Below are 22589 nucleotides of genomic sequence, written 5' to 3'. Positions count from 1 at the left end.
GGGAACAGGGATCACGCGGGCACCGCCTCGGGAAGGGCGGAATGCACGAGGTTGAGATTGCCGCGCAGCCGCCCGTGGCGAACCTGCCAGAAGGTCATGCCCAGGCGCGAGGCGCCCTGGCCGTCCGTGGCCGGGTTATCCCCGACCATCACCGCATCGCGCGGTACAATCCCAAGGCGCGCACAGGCCGCCTCGAAGAGGATGGGTTCCGGTTTGCCGATGACCCGCATCGGCGCCGGCCCCGCCACCGACAGGATGGCCGCTGCCAGCGCTCCGGTCTCGGGCACCGGCTGTCCAAGCGGGCCGGGATGGCTGGTGTCCGGGCACGCCGCCACCAGCCGCGCGCCGCGATGGACGGCATCGGCGGCCGCCGCGAGCTTGGCATAGCTGAACTTTCGGTCGCGCATCACCAGCACGACATCGGTTTTCGGCCCATCGAGCCAGAGCCCCCTGTGACGGGCATAGGCGCGCAGCGACGAGCTGCCCAGCAGCATGACGCTCGCGCCGGGATAGTCAGTTGCGATGGTGTCCACCGCCGTCATTCCCGCCAGCACGATCCGTTCGGGACGGATCGCCAGGCCCAGCGGCCGCAACATGCGGGAGAGCTGCTCGGGCGTATGTTCGGCATCGTTGGAGACCAGCATGAAGCGGCCCGCGACCTGCTCGAGCAGCCATAGCGCATCGGGCAGCGCCTGCCGGCCGCTGATCAGCGTGCCGTCCAGGTCGATGAGATAGCCGGCCGCGTCGAAGTTGAGAGAATCCACGTCATGCTCCCGTTCAGGTCGGCGGAAGGTGAATTGAGACAAGCTCAATGTCAACATCGATGATATTGAGAAACTTTCATCATACCGTCACAGAGGCCCCTTACCCATTCTCACACACAACGAGCCGGACCTCCGGCGGCAGACAATGGGGCCATCATGAAGATCGCAATCGTCACCGACATCCACCACGGGCCTCAGTCCCACACCAAGGCCGCGGACTGGAATGGCCTGCCCGTGCTCGAACGCTTCGTGGATCACGCCAATGCCGTCGGCGCCGACCTGCTGCTCGACCTGGGCGACCATATCTCCGACACCGACCATGAGACCGACATGCGCTCGGCCGGTGAAGTGGCGACCGCCCTCGCCCGGTTCAACGGCCCGCGCGCCCACGTCCTGGGCAACCACGACGTCGTCAACCTCTCGGTCGCCGACAACGAGGCGATCTTCGGCCAGTCGATGGCCAGCAGCGTCATCGATCTTGGCGATATGCGCCTCATCCTCTGGCAGCCGGGCGTCAAGATCGAGATGGGCGTCGGCTTTCCGCTGACCGCGGCGGGCCTGCCCTGGCTGGTCGATGCGCTCAATGCCGACGAACGCCCGGCGATCATCGCCACCCATGTGCCGCTCTCGGGTCACTCCCAGATCGGCAACTACTATTTCCAGCGCAACCCGCACTACTCGACCTACCCGGACCATTCCGCCGTGCGTGAAGCGGTTGAGGCCACCGGCCGCGCCGCCGCCTGGCTCTCGGGCCACGTGCACTGGAACACCATCACCAACGTCGCCAACGTCCAGCACGTCACCATCCAGTCGCTGAGCGAGCGCTTCACCACCATGCCGCAGACCGCGGCGGCCTATGCCATCCTCACTATCGAGAACGGCACCATGGAGGTGGAAGTCTTCGGCAACGATCCGTTCTTCGTCCGCGTGCCGTTCCGCAGGTCGGGCGAGCAGCGCTGGGTCTCCCCGCTCCGTCCCTTCACCGAGATCGACCTCGCCGCCGAGGCGGAGCGCCAAAGTGCTTGATTTCCTCGGGCGCCGCATCCTGGGAGCTGTTGCAACGCTCCTGGCCGTGATCGTCCTGGTGTTCTTCGCCACCAGGCTTTCCGGCAATGCCATGGATTACATGCTGCCGCCGGGCATCGACCCGGCGACCAAGGCCGCCATCGTCAGCCAGTTCGGGCTCGACCAGTCCCTGTGGGTGCAGTTCACCCGCTTCGTCCAGGGCCTGCTGCACGGCGACCTAGGGCTCAGCCTCTACGAGCGCCGCCCCGTCATGCAGATCTATGCCGAGCGGTTGCCCAACACGCTCCTGCTCTTCTCCTACGCCCTGGCGCTTTCGGTAGCGCTGGGCGTGCCCCTCGGCATCGTCGCGGCGCTGCAGCGCAGGAACGTCATCGGTTCGGCCATCACCAGCCTCGCCTTCGTGGGCTACGCCACGCCCAACTTCGTGCTGGCCATCGCGATGATCCTCATCTTCTCGTACAACCTGCACTGGTTCCCCAGTTCCGGTGATGCGACGCCCCTGCATTTCCTGATGCCGGCAATCGTCCTCGCCGCCCCGATGCTGGCCGAAATCGTCCGGTTCACCCGCAACGCCATGCTCGACGTACTCGGCCAGGATTACCTGCGCACCGCCCGCGCCAAAGGCCTTTCCGAGACGCTCGTCATCGGCAAGCACGCCATGCGCAACGCCGCCATTCCGGTGGTCACCGTCATTGGCCTGCAGGTCGCCGGAATGGTGGCCCGGTGCGTGGTGGTCGAGGCGGTCTTTGCCACCAAGGGCGTGGGAGACCTTGTGGTGATGGCCACCATCGGCCGCGATTATCCGGTGCTCCAGTTCGGCGTCATCCTCATCGCCGCGCTCGTCGTCACCACCTCCGTCATCGTCGATCTCATCTACGCCGCCATCGATCCTCGCGTGAAGGTAGCCGCAACATGACCGATCTCGCCGCCCCGCTCCCGCGCCTGCATACTGCCGGCACGACCCGCCGCCGCCGCGCCACGGGCCTTGCCCGGCTCTGGCAGAAAGCCGGTCCGCTCATGCGGATCTGCCTGGTGCTCTTCGCAATCGTGGTGCTGCTCGCCATCTTCGGGCCGGCGCTGGCGCCCTACGATCCCAATGCGCAGACGCTGCTGGCGCGCCTCAAGCCTCCGGTCGGTTTCGCCAAGTCCAGCTCCGCCCACCTGCTGGGCACCGACCAGCTCGGGCGCGACCTGCTCTCGCGCACCCTTTACGGCCTTCAGTTCACCCTGCTGATCGCGCTCATCGGCAGCTTCATCAGCCTGTTCCTCGGCGGCATTCTCGGCATCGTCGCCGGCTATGCCCGTGGCCGGATCGGCGCGATCATCATGGCGCTCGTTGACGTGCAGATCGCCGTGCCGTTCACCCTGATCGCGCTGCTCGCCATCGCCATGCTCGGCAATTCGCTGCCGGTGCTCGTCTGCGTCATCGGCATCGCCGGGTGGGAAACCTATGCCCGCATCGTGCGTGCCCAGGTGCTCTCGGTCGCCCGCATGCCCTTCGTAGAGGCAGCCACAGCCGCAGGGGCCTCGCACGGGCGCATCCTCTTCAAGCACGTGCTGCCCAACATCGCCTCACCCATCATCGTGGTTTGGACCATGACGTTCTCGTCTCTGATCCTGCTGGAATCCTCGATGTCCTTCCTCGGGTTGGGCGTGCAACCGCCGACCGCCACGCTTGGCTCCATGGTCGGGCTCGGACGCGACTACCTCGCCTCCAGCCCCTGGATCGCCATCGTTCCATCGCTTGCCATCATGTTCGTCTCGCTGCTGGTGCTGCTCATCGGCGACTGGCTGCGCGACGCCCTCGACGTCAAGCTCAAGTAACCGGGCCCCGCCCGGCACGAACGGGCCGCCGCGAGCCCTCCCCTCGCGGCGGACCGTCCCAAGTCCCCACTGCAATGCCCTTCAGGACCGGCACCCGCCGGCCCAACGGAGCGGCCTTGTTAAAAACAGGAAGACCGTCATGTACAAAATGCTTCTTCTGGCCCTGGCGAGCGCCACCGCGCTCGTGCCGATGGCCACCAGCGCGGCCGAGCTGCGCGTCGCCACCCAGAACCTGCCGCCCTTCCTCGATCCGGGCAAGGATTTCGGCAATAACGGCTCGCAGATCTACTACAACGCCTTCGATCCCCTGATCGAGAAGGACTATTCCAAGCCCGAAGCTACCTTCAAGCCGGGCCTGGCGACCGCGTGGAAGCAGAATTCGCCCACCGAGTTCGACGTCACCATCCGTACCGACGTCAAGTTCCAGAACGGCGACCCGATGACCATCGAGGACGTGGTCTTCTCGTTCGAGCGCATCCTGCAGGACATGACGCCGGAATATGCCGGCATCCACAAGCAGTTCTTCGCCAACTTCATCAAGGTCGAGGCGCTGGACGACAAGACCGTCCGCTTCACTACCGAGAAGCCCGAGCCGCTGTTCGAGACCCTGCTCAACACCTCTGAAGGCTCGATCGTCCCCAAGAAGTACATCATGGGCCTTTCCGGTGACCCCGATGCCATCGAAGTCTCCGATTTCGACGCCTTCGGCCTGGCGCCCATCGGCACCGGCCCCTACCAGATCACCAACTTCCAGCCCGGCGAGACGCTGACCTACAAGAAGTTCGATGGCTTTTTCGGCGAAAAGGCTCCGTTCGACCAGGTCGTGCTGCGCCGCATTCCCGAACTGGCGACCCGCACCACCGCGCTCGCAAACGGGGAAGTCGACCTCATCACCAACGTGCCGCCCGACCAGATCGAGGCCATCGAGGGCAATCCCTCGCTCAAGGTCGAGGGTGCCGTAACCCCGCTCTTCCACGTGGTGATCTTCAATACCCGCAACCCGCTGATGGCCGACAAGCGCCTGCGCCAGGCCCTTGGCCTCGCCATCGACCGCAACCTGCTCAACGAAGCGCTCTGGCTCGGCAAGGCCGTGGTTCCCTCCAGCCACACCTATCCGCAGTACGGCCAGCTCTACATGCCCGAGCTCAACACCTTCGAATACGATCCGGAGAAAGCCAAGGAGCTGCTCAAGGAAGCCGGCTATGACGGCACCCCGATCCGCTACGACACCGATCCGGTCTACTACACCAACGGGCTCCTCGCCGCGCAGGCGATCAAGGAGATGTGGGCGGCGGTCGGGGTCAACATGAACCTCAATGTCGATCCGAAGTGGACGGGTTCGGACCCGACCATGAACGCGCGCAACTGGTCCAACCCCATGTACTTCGCCGACCCGGCGGGCTCGTTCGGCACCATGTGGGCGCCCAAGGGTTCGGGCACGGAAGCAGCCTGGAACTCGACGCCGGAATACGATGCCCTCTGGGAGAAGTTCCGCTACTCGACCGACATCGCCGTGCGTAAGCAGGCCTATGCGGACATCATGGCCTACATCAAGGAAGAGGCCCCGGTCTTCGTGCTCTATCAGCCCTATGAATCGTACGGCATGACCCAGAAGCTCGAGTGGAAGCCGCTGCCGGGCCACATCCCCTACGTGCTCGATTTCCGCGCCGGCGCCGTCACCCTCGCCGACTAAACCGACCACGGACGGGCGCGCCACCCGCGCCCGTCCTTCCTGCTTTGCCCCGGAGGCCCGAATGGACAAGCTCCTCGACGTCGAGAACCTGCGCGTCACCTTCCAGACCGAGAGCGGCCCCTTTACCGCCGTCGATGACCTGAGCTTTGCCATCGCGCCCGGCGAGTGCGTGGCGCTCGTGGGCGAATCCGGCTCGGGCAAGTCCGTCACTGCGATGTCCATCCTGGACCTCACCGCCTTCAACGGCGGCACCATCCCTTCCGGCCACATCCGCTTCCAGCGCCGCGACGGCGCCGGGATCGATCTGGCGAACGCCCCGGATCGCGACCTGCGTTCGGTCCGTGGCGACGAGATCGCCATGATCTTCCAGGAGCCGATGACTAGCCTCAATCCAGTGTTCACGGTCGGCGAGCAGATCGCCGAGGTCATTCGCGCCCACCGCGCCGTCAGTCACGCCGAAGCCGCGCGCGAGGCCATAGAACTCATCAAGCGCGTGCGCATCCCGGAGCCCGAGCGCCGTTTCGGCCAGTTCCCGCACGAGCTCTCCGGCGGCATGCGCCAGCGCATCGTCATCGCCATGGCCCTGGCCTGCTCGCCACGACTGCTCATCGCGGACGAACCCACCACCGCGCTCGACGTCACCATCCAGGCCCAGATCCTGCATCTCGTGCGCACGCTTTCGCGCGAGAACGGCATGGCCATGCTGTTCATCACCCACGACATGGGCGTCGTCGCCGAGATCGCCGACCGCGTCGTGGTCATGCGCCACGGCCGGAAGGTCGAGGAGAACGCGGTCAAGCCGCTCTTCGCCACGCCGCGTGAGGACTACACCAAGCTGCTCCTCGCCTCGGTCCCGCGCCTCGGCGCCATGACCGGTCATGACGGTCCGCGCCGCTTCGGCTTCGAGGGCGAGAGCCAGCAGCCGGCCGCGCGCGAGCGCAAGCCGCTCCTCGAGGTCCGCGACCTCGTCACACGTTTCCCCGTCCGCAAGGGTATGCTGCAGCGGCACGTGGCCAACGTGCACGCGGTGGACGAAGTCTCCTTCTCGATCGGCACGGGGGAAACGCTTTCGCTGGTCGGCGAATCCGGCTGCGGCAAGTCGACCACCGGCCGTTCGGTGCTGCGCCTCGTCCAGCCCAGGTCCGGCAGCGTCACGCTCGAAGGCACGGACCTGCTCGCCCTTGACCATTCCGCCCTGCGCGAGAAACGCCGGGACATGCAGATCATCTTCCAGGATCCCTATGCCGCGCTCGATCCCCGGCTCACCGCCTTCGAGCAGGTGGCAGAGCCGCTGGTGATCCACGGGCTTGATTCCGGCTCCTCGCTGCGCGATCGCGTCGTGGCGCTCGTCAAGCGCGTCGGCCTCACCGAAGACCAGCTCGACCGCTATCCGCACGAATTCTCGGGCGGCCAGCGCCAGCGCCTCTGCATCGCCCGCGCCCTTTCGCTATCGCCCAAGCTCATCGTGGCCGACGAGGCCGTCTCGGCACTGGACGTCTCGATCCAGGCGCAGGTGGTCAACCTGCTCATCGAACTGCAGGAAGAGCTGGGGCTCTCCTACCTCTTCATCTCGCACGACATGGCGGTGGTCGAGCGCATGAGCCACCGGGTGGCGGTGATGTATATGGGCCGGATCGTCGAGATCGGTCCGCGCGCCGCCGTGTTCGGCGACCCGCGCCACCCCTATACCCGCATGCTGCTGTCGGCCGTCCCGACGCCGGACCCCGAGCGCCGCCGCACCAGCGCGCCGCCTGCGACACAGCTTCCCTCCCCGATCTTCCCGGTCGGGCATGCGGCGCCGCGCCCCGTCTACGAGACGGTCGGGCCCGATCACCTCGTGCTGGCGTCCTGAGCTAGAGTCGCCTGGTAGAGCCGCGTTCGACCAGGCTCACCGGCAGCACGATGTCGCGTTGCGGGCGCTCGGGATCGGTGAGGCGCTCGACCAGCAGCTCCACCGCATCGCGGCCGAGTTCTGCCAGGGGCTGGCGGATGGTCGTGAGGTCGATCAGCGGCCAGTGCGACCAGACCATGTCGTCGAACCCGAAGACCGAGACCTCGCCCGGCACCGCTATGCCATTGTCGCGCAACGCGCTCAGCACCCCGATGGCCACCACGTCGTTGACGCAGGCGATCATGGTGACGTCGCGGCGGCGGATCGCCTCCACCGCCTCGCGCGGGAGCGTCGGGATCAGCGACACCTCGACATCCCAGCAGATTTCGAGTTTTCCGCGCGCCGCATCCATGAAGCCCTCGTGGCGTTCGCGGCTCGAGAGCAGGTCGAGCTCGCCCGAGACCAGCCCTACCCTTTTGTGGCCGAGGGCAATGACGTGCTCGGCCATCAGGCGCCCGCCCGTGCGATGGTCGGCCCTGACGCTGTCTAGCCCCGGCACCGGCTGGTCGATGGCGACGATGGGGAATTGCGGCAGGTCGGCAAGCGGCGGGCGCGAGGCCAGCAGCGCCACCGCCCCGTCCACCCCGTGCTTGGCGAGCGACTGGATCGCCTGCGCTTCGCGCTTTGGGCCCTCGCCCGAGTCGATGACGAAGGTTGCGTAGCCCAGTTCCTCGGCGCGCCGCTGCACGGCCTGCACGATTTCGGGGAAGACCGGGGAGGCCAGTGTCGGCACGATGCAGCCGATGACGTTGTGCCGGCCCGTCTTGAGCGCTCGCGCCGCGCTGTTGCGCGAATAGCCCATCTCGCGCGCCACCTTGCGGACATGCGCGTCGACTTCGGGCGTTACCTTGTTGAGATTGTTGAGGACATAGGAAACCGTGGCCGACGACACGCCCGCCGCCTTGGCGACGTCGCGCATGGTCGGACCGCGCGAAGTCTCTTCCGTCGCTATGCCTTTGCGCGCCATTGCCGGCTCTCTCGTTGTCCCCGCCTTCCTTAATCGATTAAACGATTCGTCTTGACAAGAGACCGCGTTCCCCGTTTCTGTGAGTTTACACGATTAAACGAGGTTTGGAGGAGCTTCGTTGACCGCAAGGCCCTCCCATACCCGCAACTCGGTCGTGACCGATCATAAGGCGCTTGCCAAAGGGAGATCCGATATGCCTCTTCTCACCCGAAAGACCATGCTGCGTCTTTCGCTCAGCCTCGTTGCAGCCACGGCGCTGACTGGCTCGATGAGCTTTGCCGCTCTCGCCAAGGACAAGATCGTGCTGATCGTCAACGGCGCCCTGGGCGACAAGTCCTTCTTCGATTCCGCGAACCACGGCATGGAGCTGATCAAGGCCAAGTACGGCGACGACGTCGAAACGCGCGTGCTCGAAGTCGGGGACGACGCCACCAAGTGGGAACCGGCGCTGCTCGACGTCTCCGAGCAGGATTACAACATCATCATCGGCGGCACCTATTCGCTCTCCGAGACCCTTGGCGAAGTCGCCAAGCAGTACCCGGACAAGAAGTACATCCTGTTCGATGCCTCCCTGCCCTTCGAGGAAGGCGGGTTCGAGAACGTCTACGCCATCAACTACAAGCAGAACGAAGGCTCCTATCTCGGCGGCCTGCTCGCCGCTGACCTCGTCAAGTCCGGCAAGCTCGGCGCTGACGGCGCGCTCGGGTTCCTGGGCGGCATGGACATTCCGGTCATCAACGACTTCCTCGTTGGCTACATTGCCGGCGCCCAGTCGGTGACGCCCGACATCAAGGTCGCGGTCTCCTATGCCGGCTCGTTCACCGATGCCGCCAAGGGCAAGGAGCTCTCGCTCGCCCAGTACCGTGCCGGCGTGGTGCTCGGCTTCAACGCCGCCTCGCAGGCCGGCCTCGGCCAGCTCTCGGCCGCCAAGGAGACCGGCAAGTATGCGCTCGGCGTCGATTCCGACCAGGAAGCCATCTTTGCCGAAAGCGATCCGGGCATTGCGTCCCAGGTCGTGAGCTCGGTGCTCAAGAACGTCGATGTGAGCCTGCTCTCGGCCTATGACCGCATCAAGGAAGGCACCCTGCCCTGGGGTTCGGTCGAGGCCCTTGGCCTCAAGGAAGGCGCGGTCGGCCTCGTCGAGACCGGCAATTTCGCCAAGCTCGCCTCGCCGGAAACCGTCGCCGCGATCAATGCCGCCAAGGAAAAGATCGCCGCAGGCGAGATCGAGGTTCCGACCGCCTTCGGCATGACCACCGAGGCGCTCAACGCCCTGCGCGACAGCGTTCGCCCCTAGTCTCCCACCAAAGATGAGCGTGATCGGCCCCGACATGGCAGACACATCCTCCGTCATTGCCTTCGACGGAATTTCGAAGACCTATCCCAACGGCACCGTTGCCCTGAGCACGGTGAGCTTCGAAATTCCCAAGGGGACGATTCACGCCATCTGCGGGGAGAACGGCGCCGGCAAGTCGACGCTGATGAAAATCCTCTTCGGGCTGGAGGCGCCAAGTGCCGGTCGCATCCTGCTCGACGGTGCGCCGGTGGAAGCCGGCGCGCCCGCGTTCGCCGCCACCCATGGTATCGGCATGGTGCACCAGCACTTCTCGCTGATCCCGGCGCTCACCGTCACCGAGAACATCATTCTGGGCCATGAGCCGCGCAAGGGCGTGCTCATCGATCGCGCCGAGGCCCGTCGCCAGGTCACGGAACTCAGCGCGCGCTACGACCTCCAGGTCGAGCCCGACGCGCCGGTCTCGACGCTTTCCGTCGCCGCCCAGCAGAAGGTCGAGATCCTCAAGGCCCTCGCCCGCGACACCCGCATTCTCATCCTCGACGAACCGACGGCGGTGCTTTCCCCGCCCGAGATCGAGGAACTCTTCAACCGGCTGCGCGGCCTGCGCGATGCCGGCATGACCATCCTTTTCATCTCGCACAAGCTCAACGAAGTGCGCGCGCTGGCGCAGAGTGTCACCGTGCTGCGCGGCGGCCGCCTCACCGGCACCGTGGCGCTCAGGGACGTGCCCGACGACAAGATCATGGAAATGGTCATGGGCCACGCCGTCGAAGTGGCGCGGCGCGAGCACGGCGCGGCTGACGGCGAGACGGTACTGAGCCTCAAGTCCGTCTCCACCCGCACGCGCGAACCCGCCGACCTGCTCCACGAAGTTTCCGTCGACATCAGTGCTGGCGAGATCGTCGGCATTGCCGGCGTCGATGGCAGCGGCCAGCGCGGCCTCGTCTCGGTGATGAGCGGCTTCCTGCGCCCCGCCTCGGGCAGCATCGCCTTCAACGGCAAGGACATGACCGGCGCCGACAGCCACGCCTGGCGCCATGCGGGCTTGGCCTATCTCCCCGCCGACCGCTTCGCCCAGGGCGGCGCGCCTGCACTAAGCCTGGCCGACAACGCCATTGCCGGCACTGACGGGAACAAGGATCTGCAAACCGGCCCGTTCCTCCGCCGCGGCAGGATCGCCGACAGGGTTCGGGCCATGATCAAGGAATTCAACGTTCGCAGCTTCGGCATCTACGAGCGGCTGGATTCACTGTCGGGCGGCAACGCCCAGAAGCTGATCGCGGCGCGCGAACTGGCGACGAAGCCAAAGCTCCTCATTGCCGACCAGCCGACGCGCGGCATCGATGTGGCCGCCGCCGCCTTCCTTCACCGCCGGCTCGATGAGGCGGCCCGCAACGGCGCCGCCGTGCTGCTGGTCTCGGCCGACCTCGATGAACTGCTCAGGCTTTCCGATCGCGTGCTGGTCTTCTTCGCGGGGCGGATCGTCGCCGATCTCCCCAACGGCCCCTCGCTCACGCCCGCCGCGCTCGGCCCCTACATGCTTGGCCTGGAGAACGCCCGATGATGCGCTCGATCCTCGCTTCACTGGTGCAACTCGCGACGACCGTGCTCGTCATCGCCGCCGTGATCCTCGTCGTCCTCGTGCCGCTCTCGCTGAGCCAGCCCGATCCGGGTGCGGTGCTCTTCGCGTTCCTGCTCGGCCCCTTCGACAGCGTTCGCCATATCGGCAACATCGCCGAAGCGGCGACGCCCATCGCGCTCACCGGTCTCGCCTCCACCGTCATCTTCCGCGCGGGGATGTTCAACCTGGGCACCGAAGGTGGCTTCTTCCTCGGCGGCCTGGGCGCTGCGGCCTTTGCCATCATGGTCGGCATCCAGGGCCCGCTCGCCGCGCCGCTCGCCATTCTCGCCGGTGCCTGCATCGGCTCTGTCGCCTGCATCGTGCCGGGTTACCTGCGCGTCCGTCACGGCGCGCCTGAAATGGTGACCTCGCTGGTCTTCAACTTCGCCCTGCTCTTCGCCGGCCTTCTCTTCCTCAGCTACGTGCTGCGCGATCCCACCGCGGGCGCCCTCACCTCGCCCAAGATTCCCGCCGACGCGCGGCTCGACCGCCTGCTGCAGGGCACGCGCCTCAACAGCGGCGCCATCATCGCGGTGGTCGCCTGTATCCTCGGCGGCATCTGGCTCTTCGCCACGCGCTCGGGCCTCAATACCCGCATCGTCGGCTCGAGCCCCGGCTTTGCCGCCCATCTCGGCCTGCCGATCACGCGCATCACCATGGCGACGCAGGTCGTCGGCGGCCTCATCGCCGGCATGGCGGGCGCGGTGGAAGTGCTCGGGCTCTATACGCGCTTCACCTGGGTCAGCCTGCCGGGCCTGGGCTGGACCGGCATCATCGTGGCCATCCTCGCCCGCGAGAACCCGTTCCTCATAATCCCGGCGGCCCTCTTCCTCGGCTACCTCCAGGTCGGCGGCGACATTCTCGGCCGCAGCATGGACGTGCCCAGCGAGATCGTCGGCATCCTGACCGCAGCCATCATGGTCGCCGTCACCGCCAAGATCATCTTCGAGAACCCGCGGCTCCTCCGCGCCATCCGCTCGATCAAGCAGCAGGAGGCCAAGTGATGGACGCCTTCTTCGCCACCATCGCCGACCCGGCGCTCTTCGCCACGGTCCTGCGCGTCATGACTCCCCTGCTTCTGGCGGGGCTCGGCGTCCTCATCTCCGACCGGGCCGGCGTGCTCAATATCGGCATGGAGGGCATGATGCTGGTCGGCGCGCTCACCGGGGTGCTCGTCAGCGCCTATACGGGCAATGCCTGGCTCGGGTTCCTCGCCGCCCTCATCGTCTGCGGCTTCGTCGGCTGGGTCATGGCACTCGTCGTCAACGGCCTGGGCGCTCATCTCATCATCACCGGCATCGCGCTGAACATGGCGGCCGCCGCCGGCACGACCCTCGTCCTCTTCTTCGCCACGGGCGACAAGGGCATGTCGGGTGCGCTCAAGAGCGAGGTGCTGCCCAATGTCGGGATCCCGTTCATCGCGGACATTCCGGTGCTCGGCCCACTGGTCTCCGGCCACCATATCCTCACCTATCTCGCGCTCCTCTCGGTGCCGCTGGTTTCGATCCTGATGCTGCGCACGCCCTTCGGCCTGCGCCTGCGCGCCGTGGGCATGGACCCGAAATCGGCCGCCACCGCCGGCATCAGCGTAAAGCGCGTGCAGGCCGCCGCGCTCGTGCTCTCGGGCGTCTTCGGCGGCGCGGCCGGCGCTTATCTCTCAATGGGTTACGTGAGCTGGTTCGCTTCCAACATGACAGCCGGCCGCGGCTTCATCGCCATTGCGGTAGAGGTTATGGGCATGGGTTCGGCCTGGGGCGCGCTCGCCGCCTCGCTGATCCTCGCCGTCGCCGAAACCGCCGCGATCACCATGCAGAGCCTCGGGCTGCCGCACGAGCTGATGCAGATGATCCCCTACGTCGTCCCGATCGTCGTGCTGACCGTCTATGTCAGCCGCCGCCGGGCCCGCCAACTCGTCTAGGATACTGGAAAATCATATGAAGGCCTGGGAACTCACCAAAGACCTGCTGCGCAACACCAAGCCCGTGGTGCGCACCGAAGAGGAACAGACCTGGGACGCCACCCAGCTCATGAATTCCCAGGATGCCATGGTGGCTCTGTTCTGGAAGAGCAACGTCCCCGGTTCGGCCGCGCCCGAGTACCTGATGGCCGCCGCCCTCCAGTCGCTGGAGAACAAGGGCTACGTCCTTGCGCCCTACAACGACCTGCTCGACCAGGGCTACGCCGCCCTCGCCAAGGACGATTTCGAGACGCTCTACGTCATGGATACGCGCCTGCGCACCCTGATGGCCGCCGCGCAGCCCGACCCCAACCATCCCTCGCAGCAGACCCTGCGCTACGGCTCCTGGGAGGAGTTCGACGCCGCCACCTCCTGGCCCGAGGCCGTCGCGGTCGACCCCACGACCGCCGAGTTCACCGATCGCATCCGCGGCGGCTGGCTGGCCCAGCTGGTCGGCGCCGCCGCCGGCACCGCGCTCGAAGGCTATTCCGCCGAGAACATCGCCGAAGCCTTCGGCCCCATCCGCGACTACGTGCGCCAGCCCAACACCTATAACGACGATATCACGTTCGAACTCGCCTTCCTCGAAGCCTTTGGCGAGAAGGGTCATGCCGTCACCAGCACCGACATTGCCGAGCGCTGGACCTCGATGATCCCCATGGGCTGGTCGGCCGAGCAGGTGGCGCTCAACAACATCCGCCGCGGTGTGCTGCCGCCGCTCACCGGCGTCATCGACAATCCGTTCGACGAGTGGATCGGCGGCCAGATGCGCGGCACGATCTGCGGCATGGTCGCTCCGGGCAATGCCCGCGAAGCGGCGCGCCTCGCCTATCTCGACGCGCAGATTTCCGCTGCCGGCAACGGCATCCTGGGCGAAGTCTTCAACGCCGTGCTCGCCGCCCGCGCTTTCGTGGTGAGCGACAGCAAGTCCCTCCTCACCTCGACCATCGCGCTCTTCTCGCCCGCCACTGAATACGGCGCCGTTCTTGCCTTCGCGCTCAATGCCTGCAAGACCGCAAAAGACTGGCAGTCGGCCTGGGCGCTCTGCGACGCAGAATACGTCGAATACAACTGGATCCACGTCTACCCGAACGCGGCCGCGCAGGTCGTGGCGCTGTGGTTCGGCGAGGGCGATTTCGATCGCACGCTCGAAATCATCTGCGGCATCGGCCACGACGTCGACTGCAACGCCGCACAGATCCTCTGCGTCCTCGCCTGCCAGCAGGGCAGCGGCATCATCGCCGAGCGCTGGAGCAAGCCCCTCCTCGCCGGCGACATCGTCACCTACATGCGCCGCCCGGCAAAAATCGCCTTCGATGATCTCGTCGGCCAGACGGTCGAAGCGGTCAAACGCTGGCGCTAACCAACCCTGTCGCCCCGCGTCCCCATCGCGGGGCACCCAACTGGACGCGGATTTCCCTGGAGAAATCCGCGTCTTTTTGTCTTGCCCTCGCGCCGCCGGCTCCTCCTCGCCTTGACGCGCCTGCGCCGCCCCGGCCACCATGACGGCAACTTCGCAACCACCAACGAAAGGGACGGGACACATGGCGGTCAAACGGATGGACAATGTCGGCATTGTCGTCGAGGACCTCGACACGACCATCGCCTTCTTTGTCGAACTCGGCCTCGAACTCGAAGGCCGCGCGACCATTGAGGGCGAATGGGCCGGGCGGGTCACGGGCCTGGGCAACCAGCACGTCGAAATCGCCATGATGCGCACGCCCGACGGTCACAGCCGCCTCGAACTCTCGCGCTTCCTCGCCCCCTCGATCATCGCCGACCACCGCACCGCCCCGGTCAACGCCCTGGGGTACCTGCGCGTCATGTTCGCCGTGACCGATCTGGACGCCACCCTCGAACGGCTGGCCCGCCACGGCGCCGAACTCGTCGGCGAAGTGGTCCAGTACGGCGACACCTACCGCCTCTGCTACATCCGCGGCCCCGAAGGCGTACTGCTGGGGCTGGCGGAGGAGTTGGGATGACGCAGGTGGAGCGAGCCGCCCCGGCATCCAAAACCCATGGCGGCTGGTTTCGACCCCATTCCAGTCGTTGATCGTATGCCTGCGAAGAATAAGCCCGCTGAGGGCGAACTGCGGGCTGGCAACCCCGTTGGATTTCCCAATGCGCATCTCGGGATATTTCCCCAATCGAAGGAAACATCAAACGCATGAGCGGCCGGAGCGACCAATGACGAACGGCCAGAGAAGAGTGAGAAATTTGCGTGACCAAACAGAGGGCACTCGCGCCCGACTTAATGCCCGGCCTTTGCCATGATCGACGCATCAAACGCTCGGCTTTTCGATGGTGAGATCCCAATCATCGGTGCGATGCGAGCGATAATCTCGCCACTGACGACGGCGACATTCCATCCGGCCTCACGATTGGACTGCGCGCTCTCGGCTTGGGCTTCATCGAGCATGATGAGCATGGCGTATCGAGGAGCATCGAGTGGAAACGCTGAGGTGAATACGGTGATATTCTTGGTCTTGGAGTACCTCCCCTCGATAACCTTCTCCGCCGTGCCCGTCTTACCCCCGGCCCGATAGCCCACGCCCCCCATTTCCATCCGGCGGCCGGAGCCGAGCAATGCGTTCATCCGGAAAAGATAGATCATGTCCGCGCTGGTTTGCGGGCTTACGATCCGTTGGGACAATTGCCCGGCTTCTGCATCCTTCCGGGCAAACAATGTCGGAGGGACATAATATCCGCCGTTCATCAAGGCACCAACGGCAGAGGCCATATGCATGGGGGTGGCGGCAAAACCATAGCCGTAGGACGCCGTGGCCGCACCGACGTCAGAGAACTCGTTCGGCACCCTGGGCATCGCGCGCTCCGGCAGCTCGATGGGCGACCGGCGGTCAAAGCCCGCTGTACCAAGGAAGGATCGTAGAGCCTCCTTGCCCATCGCCTGCATGATGCGGATGGTGCCGATATTGTCCGAGTATCGGAAAACGTCGGAAACCGACATAATCTCGTGCCGGCCATGATCGAGAACATAGCGGCCGAAGCGAACCCCCTCGCGAGCGTCAATCATGTCATTGAGGGCAACAGCACCGCTGTCCAGCGCCGCCGCGATCGTCATCGTCTTGAAGGTTGAGCCCAGTTCGAAGGTGCCGTTGGTGATCCGATTGAGGCTATCCTTGTCCAAGGCGGTCACCGGTACATTCGGATCGAAGTCAGGCAGGGACACCATGGCGATCACTTCGCCGGTTCGGATATCCAGTATGACCCCAGCACCGGCGATTGCCTGGAAGCGTTCGATGGCTCTGAGGAGTTCTTCGTGCACGGCGTGCTGGACTCGGATGTCAATCGACAGCGTCTTCGGTTCGAGCACCGCATCTCGCGCCAGGCCAACCTCCTGCAGGACCGCAAGTTCCTTACGATCGATTGCCAGCTCCATGCCCGCGATGCCTTGATTGTCGACGTTTACACCCCCGATGATATGGGCCACATCGCGTCCCGATGGGTAAAATCGTTTGCTTTCCTGGATAAAATCGATGCCCGGTATCCCCAGGGCCATGATCCGCTCCTCGATCGCCGGAGTGAGTTCGCGCCTTATCCAGGCGAACCCTCCTTCCCCGGTCAAATGCTCCCTCAACCATTGCTCATCAAGGTCGGGTAGGACCGTCCGAAGTCCTTCGACGGCCTCTTCGACGTCGATGATCCGACGCGGTTCGGCAAAGAGAGATGGCACACGAATATCGACGGCCAGCATCACTCCGTTACGATCGAGGATAGGCGGCCGCGACGCCTGAATGATGTCGCGAGCCACCCCTTCGATTGTTTGATCGACTTCTACCGTCCCAAGCTGGATCAGTCGGGCCCCTATCAAGAGGAACCCGATGACGGTCAGGACCGCCACTATCCGGATGCGGGAGCGCATGAGATGCGACCGCTCCCCCGCCACGCCCTGGATATGAATAGTCGCAGGCGAAATGGCGGCATGGCTTCGCAGCCCTGCCTTCTCGACATTGTCGGAAGCGGTCATGATGGGAGATCACGTGCGGCGTTTCGGTACCGCGTCTGTAGCCAACAGTCTGAAGCTTTTGAAGCTTTTTGAATTCCAGCTGTTAACGAAAGATTACCTCTGGCAGGCGTCCGCGCCGCAGGATCGCTGATGGGAAAGCCGCTGGGCGTCTCCTTCGAGAGGTCAGTCGCAAACGCCAACGGTCCGAAGATCACCCCTAATCACTCGTGTCACATCAGGGCATAACCACAAGTCGCCTTCCGCCCCGCATCCGTGCTCCTAACGGCGACACGGACCGCCTCCGCTACATCCGCGGCCCGGAAGGCGTACTGCTGGAGCTGGCGGAGGAGTTAGGATGACGCAGGTGGAGCGAGGCGCCCCGGCATCCAAAACCCATGGCGGCTGGTTTCCGGCCCCGTTTCGGCCATCAGCCTTCTTGATCAATCCCCCAAAGCTGCCATCGGTCACTAGGATAAACCTAGTCGCTTCACAGCTTCACAGCCCTGATTTTCTTATAGACCTCGGGGTCAATAACCGCAGCCACAAGCTTCTCCACCCACTCAGGCGAATATGCATACGCTTTGTAAACCGGATGATAGATGCAGTGCGTCTTGTCGGTGTTTTCTGGCTGGGGAGCGCCGTTCTTCGGCCGCACTTTGAAGTACCGCATTGCCTGCAGATGCGTGTGCGACGTGAAGTGTTTCTTGGTCCTTGCTGCGACCTGTTTAACGACCTTCCCCGGTTTTAACGGATAGAGCTCATCCGAGATTACCTTCTTGGCCAGAACGTTATGAATCTCCTTTCCCTCCGCCGATACTGGATTGACGAACTGGATGTGGGCTTTGGACTTCGGAGCGGCGCTGAGGGTGTATACGACCTGAAACTGGAACTCGATGTTGTTCAACTGCTCCGGCGTCATTCCGTCAGTGATTAGAGCATCGATGGCGTTGATGTTAGCCGGGAGTTCGTACTGGTTGAGCGTGGTCACTTGTTCGAGGTTCATGCTCGCGAACTGCAGTGCAAAAGAGAGCTCGCTTGCCAGGGTCAGCTCCTTTCCGAACAGTTCGCACAGCGCCTTGTCAAAGTTCAGGCAGCAAGCTTGGAAAATCCCGAGCCATTTCTGATCGGCCCTGCCTAGGAGGTGGTGCTCCACCTTGTCCCGCAGGACCTTCAGCGCTCGCAGGTTCTGCCGCACTCCATCAGTCAGTGGAGAGTCTGCGCGCTCCACAAGCTCGCTCAGCGGCCTAGAGAATCCCTCGCCATTTATGATCTCCAGCTTCGTATTGCGCGCGTACCACTCATGCATGAGGTAGGTCCACGCTACGTTGGCCAACATCGTAAACACTTCGGTTTTAAACCGGAGCGCCGCGCTGTTAAACACTTGGACAGCGAGGATCATGGCCTCGCGGGCACGTATAAGACGCTCGTCATCGTATCGGTTGAGACCCGTCTGCTGATCGTATGACCTCTTCTTCAGGAGGAAAAACGCGACCTCTTCTTCGGACGCCGACTCCTGCTGGGCGTTCTTCTTGACGCCGGTTATGCGTCCGCTGTTGATAGTCGCCTTTCGGCCAACGTTGATGAGGGCTTGTATGTCCTGATTGCGCCACTTCTTCGCGAGCAGGGCCTTGGCAACCCGCTTTTCCTCAGATGTCAGAGACACACCGTTCTTTGCCAAACTCGCCCCCGAGAAAATCGGCAGATCATTGCATTAATATTACTAAAACCGGACCGACCGCTACCACCCCGAATGCGCCGCCCTGCCGACCTTGGCCGTTCCCCCGCACAAATCCCAAAAGCCGCCGCCTGGCCCACAGCCGAACTCAGGGCGCATGGAACTCCGCCAGGGCCGATAGCACCCGATCATGCACGGACGGCGCGGGCGGCGGCGGCGTGAATGGCTGCCCGGTGATCCGTTCATGGGCCTCAATATAGGTCAGTGCGGTCTTCCAGATCAGTTCGGGCGAAATTTCCGGGATGGCATCGGCGTAGGGATCGCACTCCGCGGCGACCCACTCGCGGATAACGTCCTTGTCGAAGCTGTCTGGCCGCTCTCCGGCGGCCAGGCGTTCAGGATAGGAGTCGCGCAACCTTGCTGAGCGCGGCCTGAACCGCCTTGCGGGCCCGCATCAGGTCATTGATGCGCACGCTCAGGACATCCTCCTGGAGGGCGGGCAGCGCCGGCAAGTTCGCCGTCCTGCCCTTGAGCAATCGCCCGATATGGGCCAGCGACAGCCCGAGCGACTTCAGGGTCAGCACCTGATGCAGGCGCGCCGACTCGCTAGGGCCATAGACACGCCACACCCCCCTAAAACCGGACACTCAGCCCCGCCGTGCCGGCAAAGCTCAAGCTTTTGCCGAAATTGACGAGACTGGTGTTGATGCCCGCTTCGCCGTGCAGGGCATACTTGTCGTCGCGCCAGCTGTAGGTGCCGCCAAGGCCCAATCCGCCCCAGAAATCGTCCTGCGTATTGGTGAATTCCACTCGGGCAAGGTCGATCCTGCTGCTCGGCATGAAGTGATAGTATAGATTTGCAATGCCATAGCCGTGGAGCCGGCTGGTCTCGCCAGCCTCATCGGTCCAGCTGTCCTGGTAGTCTGCCGAAAGGCCCAGCCGGATGTTGAGGTCAGTTCCTTCTGTCAGCGAAACGGCGGAGCCGTAGACGTCGGTGAAGCGGTCAAAGGCAACATCCGAATAGATCAGTTGCGCCTGCGGCGTGAGCGACCAGTTCCGGTTGAGGGCGACCTGCTGACCAGCTTCCACGCCAAGGGCATAGCCGAAGCCGCCATTGCCGGAGACCAGCCTGTTAGCGGCAGTCGCGGAGGTGAGGGCGCTGTCGAACCAGGTCAGGTTGGCTTGCGCATCGAGGTAGAATCCTGTCGAACCATACCAGGTCAGCGATCCGCCCAGGCCGTAACCCGAGCTGCTGATGGAACCGTTTCCGAATATCGAGGTCACGTCGCCCGCAACGGTGCCGTATCGCGCGGACAGTCCGCCGACGAGGCGACCTTCTTCGCCCGAATAGAGCTGCCGGTCGGCCCCGGCCTGCAATTGCCAGGTGGCGACTTCGAGGTTCGCCCCGGTGGTGGAGTACCGTGGATCCAGATTGGCGTGGCGGCCAACTATCCGACCCCAAATACCGCTGTTGGGGCCGACCGCCTCCGGCATGGCGCCCCGCTCGACCACGCCGGCGGTCCAGGCACGATTGCCGACGCGCTGCTGCAAGGTTTCGAGTTCGTTGAAACTCTGTAGCACCGTGGCATAGGCCTCGTAGACCGGCGCGCCGGCCTGGTAAAGCGGACCCGCTGTGCCAGCGAGCAAGTCTGACCGCAGATACCAGTCACCATCGGCACTTGTGCTGACGCCCCCTTTGTAGAGGCGATAGGCGTAGGCGCCGGCAACCACGGCAGGCGCCCCCTCGAAGGTGTAGTCTCCAAGCAGTGCAAAACTTCCGCCGGAAATACCGCCGACATCAACGATCTTGATGCCTTCCGTCGTCTGCGCACCTGCGCCGCCGACATTGATAACGCGGACATTGGTGCTGCCCGAGGTGTCGCCAGTCACTACCAGGAGGTCCGTGGCCGCATTGTCGTCACCGAGCACCGACTCGATTTCGAGCGTCCCGCCATTGCCGACATAGTTTCCCGCCACGGTCAGCGTTCCGATCGAATTGCCCGGAGCGATAGTGCCGCTGGCAAAGTTCGTCGTAGCGCCCACCTGGCCGACGCCTTGCAACCGCCCGCCGCGAACCTCCAACGACCCGCCAAGGACATTGTTGACCGCCAGGATACCGTCATAGACGGCTGACACGCCCGACAGGCCCGAACTATCGGCGGTGAGGACAGTCTTCCCGGAGCCGACTTGCCAAACGCCACCCGTCCCGGCGATCGTCCCGCCAAAGATCACCACATCCGAGCGATTGAAAGCCAGGATGCCGCTGTTGGCGACGCTGCCCATAATACTGCCGCTCGTTCCGCCATCGCCCAGCTGCAAGGTGCCGGCCGAGATCGTGGTTCCGCCGCCATAGGTGTTGGCGCCGGTCAGGGTCAGCGTGCCCAGACCTTCCTTGGTCAGGCTGCCCGCTCCGGTCATTACGGGGGCGATGCCGATATCGTGGCTATTGGTATCGATGATGCCGCCACCGGCACCGAGCGTGACCTGCTGAGCGCCGTAATTGCTGAAGAAATTGTTATTGTCGCGGATTGCACGAACCACGCCGCCATCCACGGTGACATTCGCCGCGCCCATGCCGCCGCGGAAACCGCTGGTTTCCAGAATCCCGCGCCCACCCGGCGTACCGAGTACGTTCATCGTGCCTCTTGCCGCCACGTCCGAGGAACCGAGGTCGACGCCGTTATTCGCGTAGACCCTTGCACCATCTTCGATGGTCATCACACCGACGCCGTAATTGCCCAGGCTCAGATTTGCACCGGTCATCTCCCAGTTGGCGCCACCGGTAACGGTAACATTTCCGTCGCCACCGGCATTGGCACCCACATAGCCCTGGTTGCTGGTCAGGCTGGCACCGTCTTCGATGCGCAGAACGCCCTGAGAGAATAGGCCCACCGTGAATTGATCTACCACGGTCCAGGACGCGCCTGACGTCAGGAGTGCCTCTCCATGACCGTTGTTACCGATGATAGCATCATGGCTCGACACCGTGGCGCCATCAGAAAGCCCAACATTGCCTTGCTCCCAGGAACCAACGCTAATTCGCCCACCGGTCGTGACATGAGCACCCTGAGTGACGTTGAGCGTTCCTGTCCCTTCATCGCCTATGGCCAGATCTTGCTGGAGAGACCAGGTGGACGCATTGCCAGAACCATCGTCGCCCGAAACCGTCACGACGCCTGTGCCGCCCAAGCTGGCGCCGACATAGCCATTCCCTCCGGTCACGAACCCGCCCGCCAGAATGTCGAGCGTCCCCTGGCCATATTGCCCGATGACGACGTCGCCCTGATTCTCCCATCGCGAATTCTGGCCCGAAACCATCACGCTGCCATTGCCCCCAGCATCGCGGCCGACATAGCCGGTGTTGTTCGTCAACGTGCCGCCATTGAGAATGGTCAGGCTCCCGGGAGCGCCAAAACCGATATCCAGGTCGACGCTGCCATCGATGAGAGCAGGATCCGACGGGGAGCTATCCCCGGTGATGGATACCTGGGCGGATGCCGGAGAGAGTGATGCCAGCGCCACCACGAAGGGCGCCGCCGAATTAAGCAGACGCCGGCGGAATGACCGAACGTTTCGAAGAAAGCAGTCTTCCTGCATCGCGCCACGACTAAAATGCGTCAATAAATGGCTGATTTTATGAATAAGATGCTTAATATATCGACAATTTCACGTATCGTGGAATGCTGACGTTGTATAGACGCTGTTGCCTTTAGAGATACTACCCACGCCGACCCAAACCCATACTGCCGCCTCCAAATCCGGAGTCGGCGAGTGGGGTGACCGTCGGTCTGAGCCCGAGTTGACATACGAGCGTCTGGAATGCTTGCGGCTCTACCCGAAACCCTGGTGCTCTACCCGCACCCAAGAGCGACACAAATACCCCCAAGGCAAATACCGATCTGGCAGA

Annotated in this window: 18 protein-coding genes; 11 read left to right on the top strand and 7 right to left on the bottom strand. The window is 64.2% G+C overall.

Features of this window, described 5'->3' with window-relative positions; all coding sequences use genetic code 11:
• Positions 1–11 precede the first annotated feature (11 nt).
• Positions 12–764 carry an HAD-IIA family hydrolase gene (locus FNA67_RS08180; RefSeq protein ID WP_170267251.1) on the bottom strand — a complete coding sequence of 251 codons (753 nt, stop codon included), beginning with the start codon at positions 762–764 and terminating at the stop codon, positions 12–14.
• 156 nt (positions 765–920) lie between these two features.
• Between FNA67_RS08180 and FNA67_RS22110 the strand changes: the two genes are divergently transcribed.
• The 5 genes from FNA67_RS22110 to FNA67_RS08155 all read left to right on the top strand — a co-directional run bounded on the left by FNA67_RS22110 (position 921) and on the right by FNA67_RS08155 (position 7159).
• Positions 921–1790 carry a metallophosphoesterase family protein gene (locus FNA67_RS22110; protein ID WP_147655697.1) on the top strand — a complete coding sequence of 290 codons (870 nt, stop codon included), beginning with the start codon at positions 921–923 and terminating at the stop codon, positions 1788–1790.
• Positions 1783–2706, top strand: a complete 924-nt coding sequence (locus FNA67_RS08170) for an ABC transporter permease (protein WP_049704720.1) — start codon at positions 1783–1785, stop codon at positions 2704–2706. Before FNA67_RS22110 ends, FNA67_RS08170 begins: the two co-directional genes overlap by 8 nt.
• Positions 2703–3614, top strand: coding sequence for an ABC transporter permease (locus tag FNA67_RS08165; protein WP_147655695.1), 912 nt, complete (start codon positions 2703–2705; stop codon positions 3612–3614). Before FNA67_RS08170 ends, FNA67_RS08165 begins: the two co-directional genes overlap by 4 nt.
• A 139-nt stretch (positions 3615–3753) precedes the next feature.
• Positions 3754–5307: an ABC transporter substrate-binding protein gene (locus FNA67_RS08160; protein ID WP_210246446.1), complete on the top strand. Its 1554-nt coding sequence runs from the start codon at positions 3754–3756 to the stop codon at positions 5305–5307.
• Between the two features lie 61 nt (positions 5308–5368).
• Positions 5369–7159: an ABC transporter ATP-binding protein gene (locus tag FNA67_RS08155; protein WP_147655694.1), complete on the top strand. Its 1791-nt coding sequence runs from the start codon at positions 5369–5371 to the stop codon at positions 7157–7159.
• 1 nt (position 7160) lies between these two features.
• Here the strand turns inward: FNA67_RS08155 and FNA67_RS08150 are convergent, their stop codons facing one another.
• Positions 7161–8165: a LacI family DNA-binding transcriptional regulator gene (locus FNA67_RS08150; protein WP_049704717.1), complete on the bottom strand. Its 1005-nt coding sequence runs from the start codon at positions 8163–8165 to the stop codon at positions 7161–7163.
• A gap of 193 nt (positions 8166–8358) precedes the next feature.
• Between FNA67_RS08150 and FNA67_RS08145 the strand changes: the two genes are divergently transcribed.
• From FNA67_RS08145 to FNA67_RS08120, 6 genes are all read left to right on the top strand, one after another.
• Positions 8359–9462 (top strand): BMP family ABC transporter substrate-binding protein, encoded by a 1104-nt coding sequence (locus FNA67_RS08145; RefSeq protein ID WP_049704716.1) that lies wholly within the window; start codon positions 8359–8361, stop codon positions 9460–9462.
• Between the two features lie 34 nt (positions 9463–9496).
• Positions 9497–11026 (top strand): ABC transporter ATP-binding protein, encoded by a 1530-nt coding sequence (locus FNA67_RS08140; protein ID WP_244616541.1) that lies wholly within the window; start codon positions 9497–9499, stop codon positions 11024–11026.
• Entirely contained in the window at positions 11026–12087 is a 1062-nt protein-coding gene (locus FNA67_RS08135; RefSeq protein WP_147658165.1) for an ABC transporter permease, read from the top strand. The genes FNA67_RS08140 and FNA67_RS08135 overlap by 1 nt, the downstream gene beginning before the upstream one ends.
• On the top strand, positions 12087–13001 hold the full coding sequence (locus FNA67_RS08130; protein ID WP_049704714.1) for an ABC transporter permease: 915 nt from the start codon (positions 12087–12089) through the stop codon (positions 12999–13001). Before FNA67_RS08135 ends, FNA67_RS08130 begins: the two co-directional genes overlap by 1 nt.
• A gap of 16 nt (positions 13002–13017) precedes the next feature.
• The gene (locus tag FNA67_RS08125) at positions 13018–14403 is read left to right on the top strand and encodes an ADP-ribosylglycohydrolase family protein (protein WP_147655692.1); all 1386 of its coding nucleotides are present in this window, start codon (positions 13018–13020) and stop codon (positions 14401–14403) included.
• A gap of 181 nt (positions 14404–14584) precedes the next feature.
• Positions 14585–15022, top strand: coding sequence for a VOC family protein (locus FNA67_RS08120; protein WP_147655691.1), 438 nt, complete (start codon positions 14585–14587; stop codon positions 15020–15022).
• Between the two features lie 269 nt (positions 15023–15291).
• Here the strand turns inward: FNA67_RS08120 and FNA67_RS08115 are convergent, their stop codons facing one another.
• The 5 genes from FNA67_RS08115 to FNA67_RS08095 form a co-directional block, all read right to left on the bottom strand.
• The gene (locus FNA67_RS08115) at positions 15292–17028 is read right to left on the bottom strand and encodes a peptidoglycan D,D-transpeptidase FtsI family protein (protein WP_147655690.1); all 1737 of its coding nucleotides are present in this window, start codon (positions 17026–17028) and stop codon (positions 15292–15294) included.
• A 466-nt stretch (positions 17029–17494) separates the two neighbouring features.
• Positions 17495–18685 (bottom strand): DUF3644 domain-containing protein, encoded by a 1191-nt coding sequence (locus tag FNA67_RS08110; protein ID WP_244616539.1) that lies wholly within the window; start codon positions 18683–18685, stop codon positions 17495–17497.
• Positions 18686–18830: 145 nt separating this feature from the next.
• Positions 18831–19097: a phosphoribosylaminoimidazolesuccinocarboxamide synthase gene (locus FNA67_RS08105; protein ID WP_147655688.1), complete on the bottom strand. Its 267-nt coding sequence runs from the start codon at positions 19095–19097 to the stop codon at positions 18831–18833.
• A complete protein-coding gene (locus FNA67_RS08100) occupies positions 19078–19329 on the bottom strand; it encodes a MerR family transcriptional regulator (RefSeq protein WP_147655687.1) in 252 nt (83 codons plus the stop codon). Before FNA67_RS08100 ends, FNA67_RS08105 begins: the two co-directional genes overlap by 20 nt.
• Positions 19316–22279: an autotransporter outer membrane beta-barrel domain-containing protein gene (locus FNA67_RS08095; protein ID WP_147655686.1), complete on the bottom strand. Its 2964-nt coding sequence runs from the start codon at positions 22277–22279 to the stop codon at positions 19316–19318. The genes FNA67_RS08100 and FNA67_RS08095 overlap by 14 nt, the downstream gene beginning before the upstream one ends.
• Positions 22280–22589 lie beyond the last annotated feature (310 nt).

This window comes from Youhaiella tibetensis (assembly GCF_008000755.1).
Taxonomy (GTDB): domain Bacteria; phylum Pseudomonadota; class Alphaproteobacteria; order Rhizobiales; family Devosiaceae; genus Paradevosia; species Paradevosia tibetensis.
The sequence above is the reverse complement of the archived record's forward strand: the minus strand, read 5'-3'. Positions and strand labels throughout refer to the sequence as shown.

What these genes read in the sequence shown, in the direction of transcription:
- FNA67_RS22110 (WP_147655697.1), top strand. Translation starts at nt 921, where the DNA reads ATGAAGATCGCAATCGTCACCGACATCCACCACGGGCCTCAGTCCCAC.
- FNA67_RS08165 (WP_147655695.1), top strand. Translation starts at nt 2,703, where the DNA reads ATGACCGATCTCGCCGCCCCGCTCCCGCGCCTGCATACTGCCGGCACG.
- FNA67_RS08160 (WP_210246446.1), top strand. Translation starts at nt 3,754, where the DNA reads ATGTACAAAATGCTTCTTCTGGCCCTGGCGAGCGCCACCGCGCTCGTG.
- FNA67_RS08155 (WP_147655694.1), top strand. Translation starts at nt 5,369, where the DNA reads ATGGACAAGCTCCTCGACGTCGAGAACCTGCGCGTCACCTTCCAGACC.
- FNA67_RS08150 (WP_049704717.1), bottom strand. Translation starts at nt 8,165, where the DNA reads ATGGCGCGCAAAGGCATAGCGACGGAAGAGACTTCGCGCGGTCCGACC.
- FNA67_RS08145 (WP_049704716.1), top strand. Translation starts at nt 8,359, where the DNA reads ATGCCTCTTCTCACCCGAAAGACCATGCTGCGTCTTTCGCTCAGCCTC.
- FNA67_RS08140 (WP_244616541.1), top strand. Translation starts at nt 9,497, where the DNA reads ATGGCAGACACATCCTCCGTCATTGCCTTCGACGGAATTTCGAAGACC.
- FNA67_RS08135 (WP_147658165.1), top strand. Translation starts at nt 11,026, where the DNA reads ATGCGCTCGATCCTCGCTTCACTGGTGCAACTCGCGACGACCGTGCTC.
- FNA67_RS08130 (WP_049704714.1), top strand. Translation starts at nt 12,087, where the DNA reads ATGGACGCCTTCTTCGCCACCATCGCCGACCCGGCGCTCTTCGCCACG.
- FNA67_RS08125 (WP_147655692.1), top strand. Translation starts at nt 13,018, where the DNA reads ATGAAGGCCTGGGAACTCACCAAAGACCTGCTGCGCAACACCAAGCCC.
- FNA67_RS08120 (WP_147655691.1), top strand. Translation starts at nt 14,585, where the DNA reads ATGGCGGTCAAACGGATGGACAATGTCGGCATTGTCGTCGAGGACCTC.
- FNA67_RS08115 (WP_147655690.1), bottom strand. Translation starts at nt 17,028, where the DNA reads ATGACCGCTTCCGACAATGTCGAGAAGGCAGGGCTGCGAAGCCATGCC.
- FNA67_RS08095 (WP_147655686.1), bottom strand. Translation starts at nt 22,279, where the DNA reads ATGCAGGAAGACTGCTTTCTTCGAAACGTTCGGTCATTCCGCCGGCGT.